The organism is Candidatus Contendobacter odensis Run_B_J11 (assembly GCF_000531125.1).
In the GTDB taxonomy this organism is placed as follows: domain Bacteria; phylum Pseudomonadota; class Gammaproteobacteria; order Competibacterales; family Competibacteraceae; genus Contendibacter; species Contendibacter odensensis.
Map to the genome: position 1 here is coordinate 1 of NZ_CBTK010000256.1, position 11,006 is coordinate 11,006.

The 11,006-nt window shown below is 60.2% G+C and carries 11 protein-coding genes and 1 pseudogene; 2 read left to right on the forward strand and 10 right to left on the reverse strand.

Features of this window, described 5'->3' with window-relative positions; genetic code table 11:
• The 10 genes and pseudogenes from BN874_RS14800 to BN874_RS14845 form a co-directional block, all read right to left on the reverse strand.
• A pseudogene (locus BN874_RS14800) lies at nt 1–492 on the reverse strand (hypothetical protein); the annotation flags it as partial.
• Nucleotides 489–1,544, reverse strand: coding sequence for an MraY family glycosyltransferase (locus BN874_RS14805; protein ID WP_081756423.1), 1,056 nt, complete (start codon nt 1,542–1,544; stop codon nt 489–491). The pseudogene BN874_RS14800 and the gene BN874_RS14805, both read right to left, overlap by 4 nt.
• Before the next feature lie 91 nt (nt 1,545–1,635).
• A complete protein-coding gene (locus tag BN874_RS14810; RefSeq protein WP_081756424.1) occupies nt 1,636–2,985 on the reverse strand; it encodes an HlyD family type I secretion periplasmic adaptor subunit in 1,350 nt (449 codons plus the stop codon).
• Nucleotides 2,986–2,997: 12 nt separating this feature from the next.
• On the reverse strand, nt 2,998–4,791 hold the full coding sequence (locus BN874_RS14815; protein WP_051497891.1) for a type I secretion system permease/ATPase: 1,794 nt from the start codon (nt 4,789–4,791) through the stop codon (nt 2,998–3,000).
• Nucleotides 4,792–4,898: 107 nt separating this feature from the next.
• The gene (locus tag BN874_RS14820) at nt 4,899–6,437 is read right to left on the reverse strand and encodes a class I SAM-dependent methyltransferase (RefSeq protein WP_034434912.1); all 1,539 of its coding nucleotides are present in this window, start codon (nt 6,435–6,437) and stop codon (nt 4,899–4,901) included.
• A gap of 105 nt (nt 6,438–6,542) precedes the next feature.
• Nucleotides 6,543–6,842 carry a DUF167 family protein gene (locus BN874_RS14825; protein WP_034434914.1) on the reverse strand — a complete coding sequence of 100 codons (300 nt, stop codon included), beginning with the start codon at nt 6,840–6,842 and terminating at the stop codon, nt 6,543–6,545.
• 4 nt (nt 6,843–6,846) lie between these two features.
• Nucleotides 6,847–7,401, reverse strand: a complete 555-nt coding sequence (locus tag BN874_RS14830) for a YggT family protein (protein ID WP_230314453.1) — start codon at nt 7,399–7,401, stop codon at nt 6,847–6,849.
• Nucleotides 7,398–8,231, reverse strand: a complete 834-nt coding sequence (gene proC, locus BN874_RS14835; RefSeq protein WP_034434915.1) for a pyrroline-5-carboxylate reductase — start codon at nt 8,229–8,231, stop codon at nt 7,398–7,400. Before proC ends, BN874_RS14830 begins: the two co-directional genes overlap by 4 nt.
• A gap of 22 nt (nt 8,232–8,253) precedes the next feature.
• Nucleotides 8,254–8,655: a hypothetical protein gene (locus BN874_RS14840; protein ID WP_034434917.1), complete on the reverse strand. Its 402-nt coding sequence runs from the start codon at nt 8,653–8,655 to the stop codon at nt 8,254–8,256.
• Between the two features lie 94 nt (nt 8,656–8,749).
• Nucleotides 8,750–9,436, reverse strand: coding sequence for a YggS family pyridoxal phosphate-dependent enzyme (locus tag BN874_RS14845; protein ID WP_034434919.1), 687 nt, complete (start codon nt 9,434–9,436; stop codon nt 8,750–8,752).
• 129 nt (nt 9,437–9,565) lie between these two features.
• Here BN874_RS14845 and BN874_RS14850 point away from each other — a divergent pair, with 129 nt between their 5' ends.
• Both BN874_RS14850 and BN874_RS23795 read left to right on the forward strand, forming a co-directional pair.
• Nucleotides 9,566–10,612: a type IV pilus twitching motility protein PilT gene (locus BN874_RS14850; RefSeq protein ID WP_034434929.1), complete on the forward strand. Its 1,047-nt coding sequence runs from the start codon at nt 9,566–9,568 to the stop codon at nt 10,610–10,612.
• Between the two features lie 220 nt (nt 10,613–10,832).
• Nucleotides 10,833–11,006, forward strand: a 174-nt coding sequence (locus BN874_RS23795) for a transposase family protein (RefSeq protein WP_195912204.1), incomplete at its 3' end; no start/stop codon positions are given.

Below are 11,006 nucleotides of genomic sequence, written 5' to 3' on the forward strand. Positions count from 1 at the left end.
CTGGCTACCGTCAGTTGGGCGGGAAGTCACGCTTGTGGAGAGGAAGGCACTGGTCGGAGTCGCAAGACCCCGGCGAAACCGTCGTCGCAACGTGCGGCGCAGCAGCAAGCGGCCGCCGCCCACCAGGGCGATTAACACCAGCCAGCCAATCAGCCAGGACGAGCGCGGCACCAGCCCTTCGCGCAGGAACACCCAGACGGCCATCATCAGCAATACGCCGATGCTGACACCCAGCACAATGGTGTACAGCAGGCTTTCGTCGGCGTAGCGCAGGATCGGGCGGTAGAGACCGACCACGGCGAAGGTCGGGATCAGGATCGCCACCGCCAGTGGAAACAGCCAGATCACGTCCTGCAGCAGGTCCGGCCAGAGATCGCCGAGGCGGATGGCGAACGAGGCCCAGACTGCGATCAAAATGGCGAGGGTGTCGCCGACAATGAGCAGGGCGCGGCGGGCAGTGGTGGGGAGATTGAGAAAGGATTCGGGAATCACGGAGCCAGTACTGTAGCACGCCGCCGTTCCAGTCGCCCTACTCTCCACATCAACAGGCTGTAGATGAGCGCCCAACCGAGCGCCAGCACTGCCTGAGCAGTAGGCGGTAAAGAAACCGCCAATAACGCTGATCCGGCGCAGGCCAGCATCAGCGCGTATTCCGCCAGCACCGTGCGCCGGTGCCCCCAACCGAGCAGTACCAGCCGCTGATAGTAATGAGATCGGTGCGCTTCCCAGACCTTCTCGCCGTGCAGCAGCCGGCGCAGCAGGGTCACGGTGGCGTCTACGATGAACGGCGAGAACACCAGCCACGCGATCCAGAGCGGAAACAGGCCCATCTTGCTGCCCCACAGGCTGCATGCCGCTGCCAAAAAACCCAGCACAGTGGAACCGGTATCGCCGAGAAAGATTTTGGCCGGCGGGAAGTTGTAGACCAGGAACCCGGCGCCGGCTGCCGCCACAACCAGGCAGATGACAGTGAATTCCGCGTCGGCCCGACCCAGCCAGGCCAGCGTCGTAAAGCCGATCACCGCCATGCCGCCGGCGAAGCCGTCCATCCCGTCCATGAAGTTGTAGAGATTGATCATCCAGACCGTAAACAGCAGGGTCAGAAGCACGGCGATTGAACTGGGAAGGGGTAAGACCAGACCGGGCAGATTAAAACTATCGGGAGCAAAGCCCGCCGCCGGCAGGCTGACAGCGGCCCAGAGGTGAATGAGGAGGCGCCACCGGGCGGCAATATCCCTGTAGTCATCCAGCCAGGAAATCACCGCTAATGGCGCCAAGCCCACACCCAAAAACAGCCCTGCACGGCTGGAAAAATCCTTCATCACCATTGCATTGACCAGTACACCGACCAAAACCCCGGCCAATACCGCCATCCCACCAGTGCGGGGGATGGGCCGGGCGTGCAGTGAACGGTCGTTGGGGTGATCCAGCAGGCGCAACGGGTGGATCAAGCGGGACAGCACGCGACAGAATGCCAGAGCAGTACCAAAAGCAAAAATGCCGGCTAACATTGCAAGCCAAAAGTCACTGGATAAGTCAGTCATCGTTGAGCTGACTTCCCGGCAACGTGGCTCGAACAGCGTCCCGAATTTTTGAACCGACGGTTTACCCCCGCCCGTCGGGCACCCAGAGTGCTCATTTCTCCCGGAAGGAGCGGGCCGCAGCATCCAGAAGGGGTTGCAACAGGTATTGCAGCGCGGTGCGCTCGCCGGTCTTGATGAACACCTCGGCCGGCATCCCCGGCACCAGGATTTGACCTTGTTGCAACTTGCTCATCTCGGTCTCCGGTACCTGAATGCGCGCCAGGTAATAGGGCATATTAGTCGCCCGATCGACCAGTCGATCTGCCGACACCGTCATAACGCGGCCCTCCAGCACCGGGGTGGTACGGGACTTGAACGACGAGAAGCGCACATCAGCCAGCAATCCTGGATGCATCTTGTCGATGTCGGTTACCTGTACATGCGCTTCCACGATCAATTGCTCACCCTGCGGCACGATATCCAGAATCGGGGTACCGGGTGAGAGTACGCCGCCGACGGTATGCACCCCCATGCCCACGACCTTACCACTGGCCGGAGCCCGAACCGTGGTGCGCGCTACGGTATCCTGCAAAGCGCGCATTCGCTCCCGCAGATCGAACAACTTGGCCTGCACTTCGCGCAACTGCTCGGCGACCTCGGACTGGAACCGCTTTTGCAATTGCAGGATTTGCAGTTCGGCCTGACCTATTTGCAACTTGGCGCGGGATACATCTGACAGATGTTGGGCACGCTCCCCTTCCAGTTCGGCGGCGGCACGTTCCAGTTCGCGCTGACGCAGCTTGTCACTGAAACCCTGCTTGGCCAGTTGCCCAAAATCGTTGGCCTCGTTGGTATAGGAGGTAATGCGTTGCTGCTTGCTTTTGGCCAGTGCATCCAGGCCACGGGTCTGTTCCTGCAACTGTTCGATCTGCTGGCGTAACAGGGAAATCTCGCCCTTGAGCGTGGTACGCCGGGCGATAAAAGTCTGCTGCTCGGCACTGATCGCCTCGCGGACCCGGGGATCGCTGTCCTCCGCCTTCAATTCATCGGGGATTGCAATGATCTCAGTCTGTTTACGCTCAGCCAGTAGTCGCGACTCCAGCGCCTGCGCCGAGAAATACTGGACGCGGGCGATTTCAAGCTGGGCGCGGGCCTGAGTGCCATCCATCTGCAGCAGGATGTCGCCTTCCTTCACGGTGTCACCGTCCTTCACCAGGATTTCGCTGACGATGCCGCCTTCCAGATGCTGAACGGTCTTGCGGTAGGATTCCACCGTCACCGTGCCAGCAGCCACAGCAGCGCTGTCGATCTGGGCGGTAGCGGCCCAGCCGCCAAAGCCGCCGAAGGCTGCCAATAAAATTAGAAACCCCAGCCGGCGGATCGGGCGGTCGTCGGTGGGAGCCAGTGGGATAGGCACCTTGCCGGCAAGATAAGGGTTCGGAGCAGCAGTAGCTTGAGTCATGCGGGGCCTCGCTCAGGATGGTCGCGTCTGGCTAATGGGCTGAATCGGGGTCATCGCCCGCGGTTGCCCTTGGCTGGTGGCGAATTGGGCTTGGCTGGTCGCGGGTTGCGGCGTTGGCACGGCGGTCGGCCGGGTAAATTGCGTCAGCACCTGATCGCGCGGCCCGAAGTGTTGCGCCTGGCCTTCGCGTAACACCAGCACCTTATCCACTACCTGCAAGATGCTGATTCGGTGACTGATGATCAGTACGGTACTGCCGAGCCGTTTCATTTCCAGCATCGCTTGCGCCAGCGCCGCTTCCCCCTGGTCGTCCAGATTGGAATTAGGCTCGTCCAGTACCACCAGCACCGGATTGCCATACAGGGCGCGGGCCAGCCCGATCCGCTGGCGTTGCCCCCCGGACAATGCGGCACCGCCTTCGCCAATGCGGGTGTCATAAGCCTTGGGCAATTGCAGGATCATCTCGTGAACCGCTGCTTTACGAGCAGCGGCGACTACCTGATCGGGATCTATCGCGCCGAAGCGGGCGATGTTTTCGGCGACAGTACCGTCGAACAACTCGATATCCTGCGGCAGATAGCCGAGATACGGCCCTAACTCGTCGCGGTTACAATTCTGGATGTCCGCTCCATCCAGGCGAACCTTGCCGGCGTACAACGGCCAGATGCCGAGAACGGCGCGCGCCAGGGTGGACTTGCCGGCGGCGCTGGGGCCGATGATACCGATCGACTCGCCGGCGGCAATGCCCAGGTTTATCCCGCGCACTGCCGGGGTCTGCGCTCCCGGCGGCACTACCACGATATTTTCCAGACTCAGCGCGCCGGTGGGCGGCGGCAGCGACAGGTAGCGCGGACGTTCCGGCACCGTATGCAACAGTTCGTTGAGGCGATGGTAGGCGGTACGAGCCGACACGAAGCCTTTCCAGGTGCCAATCAGCAGATCAATCGGGGCCAGGGCGCGACCCATCAAAATCGAGGCGGCGATCATGATGCCGGGAGTAACGAGGTGTTCTACCGCCAGCAACGCGCCCAGGCCCAGAATGAGCGATTGCAGCAACATCCGCAGCATCTTGCTGGTGGCAGCCAAGGCGCCGGCCCGGTCGCTGGCTATCGCCTGCAACCCCATCACTCGCTGGTGGCGCTCGATCCAGCGCTGGCGGATGCGGGGCAACATCCCCATCGCTTCCAGCACTTCGCAGTTGCGCAGATTACTGGTGGCGTAATTGGCGGCGGCCATGGCCTCGGCATTCGCCGCCGCCAGTGGTTTGCTGGTGGACAGTTCAGTCGCCACAGTCAGCCCGGCCAGAATCAGCGCAGAAACGATGGCGAACCAGCCAAACCACGGGTGCATCAGAAATAACACGATGAGGTAAATCGGTACCCACGGCGCGTCGAAGAACGCAAACAGGCCGCTGCCGGTGAGAAACTGACGCAGGTTATTGAGATCGTGCAGTGGCTGGGCTGAACCGCTGCCCGGTCGGCGCAGCGACCAGTCAAACACTGCCGAGAACAGGCGGGCATCGAGCAGAACATCCATCCGCGCCCCCACTCGAACCAGAATTTGCGAACGCACCCATTCCAGCGCCCCCATCACGATCAGCGAACCGGCAATGAGCAAGGTCAGCATCAACAGGGTAAATTCGCTGCGGCTGGCCAGTACCCGGTCGTAAACCTGAAGCATGTACAGCGAGGGCGCCAGCATCAGCAGGTTGATGAACAGGCTGAAAAAACCGGCAATCGCGAACGATTGCCAGCACAGATGGAGGACTTTCTGCAAATCCGAGGGTTCAGCTTTGGGTCTTGTCATGGAAATTGGAGCGCACCAGGTTGAAAACGAACGAACTTATCTTATCACTTACTTTCCGCCCATAGTGGGCTGCAATAAAGCCGCAACCCACGGATAGGGCGGCGTGGCTAACCCGTTACCCCCAACGCTTTCAATACCGGTAGCCGCTTCTCGACAAACTCCTGCGCCTGCCCGGTCAACTCGGCCAGGTTTTCCTCTACCGATTCGATAGCCTTGCCCTCTTTGGTCAGCCGCTGGTTTTGTGCGGCGAGCAGGTGCCAGACCCATTGGGCGTATTCTTCCGGGGTCTTTTTGCCTTGAGTCCTGGCCAGCAGGAAAAGCTGCTGGAATCGGTTGACGGCAATGCCTCCGCCCGTTACCGGGCTGGCCAGATAAGCCAGGTCGTTACTGCCCCGCGCCTTATTCATCAAGTACGCATTGAGTTTGTCGGTGTAAGGCCTGGCCTTGGTGATGGCTTTATCGTCTTGCACCGCCGCCAGATCGCCCTTGCCGACCAGCACCATGACCGCCTGTAGCACTTGGGCAAAGACCAGGCCCTTGTCTTTCACTGCCTGTTCGATCTGATTCAGGGTGCGCGGTTTGTGGTCGGCCAGCAGGTCGAGGATGGGCAGATATACGCCTTCGTTAAGAGTTGCTTCGCCGATAGAACCGGTCGCCTTCAGTTCTACCCCGTTGCGGGGTGCAACGAGGATGACGCGATGGGTGCGGATTTGCTCGGTCTTGTCGAGGAGATTGAGCAGGCGGGCACCCTTCACCCAGTAGTCGCGGCGGAACTGCTGGTTCACCATGAAGTCGCGCACGGTCTGGCGAAACATGGGGTCAGGGAGAGTTTGCAAAAACTGTTGCTGCTCAGCGCTGAGGTTCACCGCATCGACGTGGTCGAGGAGGTGGGCCGAGCAGGCGTAGTTCAGCTTGGCCGAGGTAAGCCATTCGGCCATTGCGGCAAACGACATCGGGTGCCAGTCACGATTGAAGTATTCGTGGGCGAGGTAGTTGCGGTTCTGTTCTTTCATCTTTTTGACCCGATCAGCCACCAACGGGTTGGCGCGGGCGTAGATCGGGTGGGTGGCCAGCAGCCTGTCGGCGAAATCAAGCGCGGCATCAATACGCCCGATAATGCCTTGGCCCGGCGCACCCATCACTTCAGCGTGTTCGGTCAGCAGGTCGCGCATCGGCACCATCGCCGCCCAGCCGGGCTGCGTGTTGTAGCTGAGGTAAAGCACGCCACCTACTTTGAGCTTGCGGCGCACAAAATCCACGATCACCGCCCGGTTTGGGTCGGAGATCCAGCTCCAAATGCCGTGCAGGCCGATATAGTCGAAATCGGGCAAGTCAGCGCGGTGGCAAAACTCGGCGAAGGACTGGTCGAACAGGCGTGCGCCAGCGCCGGAGGCTACCGCCAATTCCTGGGCAAAACCGGCTTGAGCCGGGTTGAAGTCGGTGCCCCACCACTGAACCGCCGATGCCGCAGCGTGAATATTGGCGCTCATCCCCTGACCAAAACCCAGTTCGCAGGCCGCGCCAATTTCGGGGAAAGCGATGCCGGCATCCAAAAAGGGCAGTTTCACCCTGAGCGGATTAAGTTCGGTGTAGTAGCCATAGGTGTAGCCAATATCGGCCACGTAGCCGGCGGTCCAATCGGACATGGAGTTATTCCTTGAGCAGTTTGAGTAATTTTAACGGCAGATATCTTTTCGATGATTAGAGAGGCAGTTCAGGAATCAACCGCCTTTAAGCCAACCAGATAAGAATCAGGCGGGGGCGGGCGGTTCGATACCCGGCGGCAACCGTTTTGGCATGACGATGCGCAATCGTTTGTCGCGGCCCGTTTCGCCCGTCAGCAACGCCACCTGGCTTTTCGCCACCCCGAACAGCGCGGCCAGAAACTCGCGCAGATGAGCATTGGCTTGGCCGTCCACCGGCGGCGCGGTGATGCGGACGCGGAATCGGCCCTCCCGTGATTCTGCCCACTGATCGCGGCTGGCGCGTGGCTGAATCCGCGTGTACAGAATCAGGTCCGCGCCCTCCCAGCGATAGCCGCCAGTATCCATGGCTTCAGCGCAGCCCCGTCAACATCCCCAAGAAATCCTGGAGCAGCAAACTGACAAAGATCAGCGCCACAACTACGAGCATCGGCGACAGATCCACGCCGGAAATGGGTGGTAGCAGACGTTGAGCCGGACGTAGCACCGGCGCGGTCAACTGAGCCAGTACCCGCGCCGCCGGATGACGGGGATCAGGATTAAACCAGCTCAGCAATGCCTGAATGATGACGCCCCACAGGAAAATGTTGATCAGCAGCTTGAGCAGTTCGGCCACGGCTAACAGCAACAGGCCACCGATGCTGACTCGCTGATCCAACAGGGCAGTTACCAGCAGTACCTCGACTGTTTGCAGGACCAATGCCAGTAGCACCGACGCCAAATCCAGACCGCGATACCCCGGTACGATCCGGCGCAAGGGCAACAGTGGTGGATTGGTGATGCGCACCAAAAATTGAACCAGCGGGTTGTAAAAATCGGCGCGCACCCCTTGCAGCAGGAAGCGCAACACCACAGCCAGGATGTAAAAACCGAACAGCGTCTGAACGAGAAAAATGGTCGCGGTCACAATTGCCCTCCCAATAGATCGCCCAATTCCTTGGCACGGTGGCGAGCAGCCTCCAGCGCTTTGGAAACCAGCAGTTCCATTCCACCTTCGCACAGCACCGTCAACGCCCGCTCGGTGGTGCCACCCGGCGAGGTCACCCGGACCCGTAATGTTGCGGGACTTTCCGCGCTTTCCAACGCCATTTTGGCCGCGCCGAACGCCGTCTGTAGCGTCAGCAACCGGGCGGTGTCCGCATCCAGTCCCAAGGCTGCACCCGCCTGTTCCAGCACTTCCATCAGCAGAAAGAAGTAGGCCGGGCCACTGCCAGATAACGCAGTGACCACATCCAGCAGGCGTTCATCGTTCACCCAGACCGTCACTCCGACCGCCCGCAACAACGATTCCGCCAGTTGTCGGTGATCCTCGGACACGAACTCATTGGCGAACAGGGCACTGGCGCCGCTACTGACCAGCGCCGGAGTATTGGGCATGGTCCGCACCAGAGCCAGCGATCCCCCGCCCAGCCAGCGCCGCAAATCCAGTTCGCGCACCCCGGCGGCGATGGAAATCACCAGCGGTGGGCACCCCTGGATCACTGCGGCCAATTGCTGAGCGACGCCTTGCAGAAGCTGTGGTTTAACGGCCAGTACGATCACGGTGGCCTTGGCGGCGATGACCGGGTTATCGGCGCCGGTATGGACCCCGAAGCGACTGCGTAGAAATTCACGCTGGCTGGCGTCGGGTTCGGCAACCCAGATGCAGTCCGGATCATAACCATCGGCAATCAGGCCGCCAATCAGGCTGCGAGCCATGTTGCCGCCGCCAATAAAGGCGATAGGAATGTCTTTCATTTCGACCTCATTCTCTTTTTCTTCAAGGTTTACCGCCCAGTAACTGCGTGACGCGCCCACTGATATTGGCGAGACGATTGTCGTCGCGGTAGAACTCATACACCTGTTGCCTGCCAGCGGGGTTGAGTTGCTGATAAAGCGTGTAGGTTCCCGGCAGACTCTTGCGCAGCGCCTGTTCGAAGGCAGCCAAATCTAATTCAGGCGTCAGCCGGTCAACCGAGGTGTCAGTCGCGGTGGCGGTTGCCGCCGACCCGGATGGCGACAGGTCGGTGGTCAGAGTTGTGGCCTGCCGTTTGACTTCATCCTCGATCTCGCGCAGGTAGCTATCATCCACGCCGAGCAGGAGCGGAACCACCAGCAACAGGCCCGCCCGCCCGCCGTAGGTGGCGAAATAGCGCGGTAACCCGGACAGCAATAAAGGCATAGCGATCTCCCGGAACAGCGGGGCGGATTCTGGGCCAGCGAGAGGATAAGACAGACTCCGGTTTCATCAGCAAGCATACCGCAAAAGCGACGTTTCAGCCGCGTGGCCCGAACAGGGCAGTACCCACCCGAACCAGGGTCGCACCTTCCGCAATCGCGGCTTCCAGATCGTCGGACATGCCCATGGACAGCGTGTCCAGCGCCAACCCATCGGCATTCAGCCGCTCCCACAGTTCCCGCAACCGGGCAAAGGGCTGCCGCTGTGCAGCGAAGTTCGGCGCTGGCGCGGGAATCGCCATCAGACCCCGCAGCCGCAACCGTGGCAAGGTTGCCACTGCCGCCGCCACTGTAGCGAGATCGGTTTCATCCAGCCCGTGCTTGGTGACTTCCCGGTCAATATTGACTTGCAAACAGACATTGAGCGGCGGCAGGGTGGCGGGCCGCTGTGCGCTCAACCGTTCGGCGATTTTCAGCCGGTCCACGCTATGCACCCAAGCAAAGTGTTCAGCGATGCCACGGGTCTTGTTGGCCTGAATCGGGCCGATAAAGTGCCATTCCAAGCCTAATGCCGCCAGCTCGATTATTTTATCCAGCGCTTCCTGCGGGTAATTCTCGCCGAAACAACCCTGGCCAGCGGCAGCCATGGCCGTAATAGCAGCGACGGACTGGGTTTTACTGACCGCCAGCAATCCCACCGATCCCGGCCGGCGCTGAAAGCGCTGCTCGGCAGTGCGGATACGGGCTTGCACCGTGTGGAGACGGTCGGCGAAGTCGGGGGTCATAGCGGCTGGATTCCAAAGGTGAGCGGGCGCGGTCATGGTGATTTTGCGCTATATACTAAGCGGAAATCCGATTCAGCGGGACAGCTCGCTGCCGGGCCGCTATTCAACATCTTTGCGGGAGCAACCGCCATGAACCTCGACGAACTTTTGAATTTTTCGGTGCAGAACAAGGCTTCGGATTTACATTTATCCGCCGGCCTGCCGCCGATGATCCGGGTTGACGGCGATGTCCGCCGGATCAATGTGCCGCCGCTCGACCATAAGCAGGTCCACGGCCTGATCTACGATATTATGAACGACAAGCAGCGCAAGGATTACGACGAGTTTCTGGAATGCGACTTTTCGTTTGAAGTCCCCAAACTGGCCCGTTTTCGCGTCAATGCTTTCAATCAGGATCGCGGCGCGGCGGGAGTGTTCCGCACCATTCCAACCAAAATACTGAGCCTCGAGGAATTGGGGTGTCCCCCGGTATTTCGGGAGTTAATCGATATCCCGCGTGGACTGGTACTGGTCACCGGCCCGACCGGTTCTGGCAAATCCACCACGCTGGCGGCGATGATTGACCACATTAACCGGAATGAGTACGGCCATATCCTGACGATTGAAGATCCCATCGAGTTTGTCCACCAGAGCCAGCGCTGCCTGATCAACCAGCGTGAGGTACACCGCGATACACTTGGTTTTGCCGAGGCGCTGCGCTCGGCGCTGCGTGAAGACCCGGATATCATCCTGGTCGGCGAAATGCGCGACCGGGAAACCATCAGTCTGGCGCTAACCGCTGCCGAGACCGGCCATTTGGTGTTCGGCACCCTGCACACCAGTTCTGCTCCGAAGACTATTGACCGCATCATTGACGTGTTCCCCGCCGGAGAAAAGCCGATGGTGCGATCGATGCTGTCCGAGTCGCTGCGGGCAGTGATCTCGCAGGCGTTGCTTAAAAAGAAAGGAGGCGGTCGAACGGCAGCACATGAAATCATGGTGGGCGTTCCCGCTATCCGTAATCTGATTCGCGAGGACAAGGTGGCGCAAATGTACTCATCCATTCAGACTGGATCAGCCCACGGGATGCAAACACTCGATCAATGCCTGCTGGATATGGTCAAGAAAGGGACGGTGGCGCGTGAGGAAGCCGTCAGCTACGCCCAGAACAAAGCTTCATTCAAGCCGGGAGCGTGAGGAATCCGGCACAACGCGCCGCCCATGGGAATCACCCGTGTAATTTCGGGCACCGTCAACAGCCGGGGCGGTGCGCGACAGTGGCGGCTTGCGCAAGAGCGATGTAATCGTTGATGTCAACCACCCGCGCATGGCCGGCAGGGCAATCGCGCTATATAGGGGTTGACAGGAGGCGGATCGCTTGGGTAACGAGCGGGGGTTGATCGGATGGAGAGACCCGATGCTGCCCCAATTGCTTGATCCTCGCCCGTATTTTGCCGACCTGGCTGATCCTCGGCGCGAGACCCGGAACAAGCTGCATTCGCTGCATGATATTTTGATGATTGTCCTGTACGCCGTGCTGAGCGGGGTGGAAGACTGGGTGGGGATGGAAGCCTTTGCCGAGGAGAAGGAA

What these genes read in the sequence shown, in the direction of transcription:
- BN874_RS14810 (WP_081756424.1), bottom strand. Translation starts at nt 2,985, where the DNA reads ATGACTCAAGCTACTGCTGCTCCGAACCCTTATCTTGCCGGCAAGGTG.
- BN874_RS14840 (WP_034434917.1), bottom strand. Translation starts at nt 8,655, where the DNA reads ATGCCTTTATTGCTGTCCGGGTTACCGCGCTATTTCGCCACCTACGGC.
- BN874_RS14845 (WP_034434919.1), bottom strand. Translation starts at nt 9,436, where the DNA reads ATGACCCCCGACTTCGCCGACCGTCTCCACACGGTGCAAGCCCGTATC.
- BN874_RS14820 (WP_034434912.1), bottom strand. Translation starts at nt 6,437, where the DNA reads ATGTCCGATTGGACCGCCGGCTACGTGGCCGATATTGGCTACACCTAT.
- BN874_RS14850 (WP_034434929.1), top strand. Translation starts at nt 9,566, where the DNA reads ATGAACCTCGACGAACTTTTGAATTTTTCGGTGCAGAACAAGGCTTCG.
- proC (WP_034434915.1), bottom strand. Translation starts at nt 8,231, where the DNA reads ATGAAAGACATTCCTATCGCCTTTATTGGCGGCGGCAACATGGCTCGC.
- BN874_RS14825 (WP_034434914.1), bottom strand. Translation starts at nt 6,842, where the DNA reads ATGGATACTGGCGGCTATCGCTGGGAGGGCGCGGACCTGATTCTGTAC.
- BN874_RS14805 (WP_081756423.1), bottom strand. Translation starts at nt 1,544, where the DNA reads ATGACTGACTTATCCAGTGACTTTTGGCTTGCAATGTTAGCCGGCATT.
- BN874_RS14815 (WP_051497891.1), bottom strand. Translation starts at nt 4,791, where the DNA reads ATGACAAGACCCAAAGCTGAACCCTCGGATTTGCAGAAAGTCCTCCAT.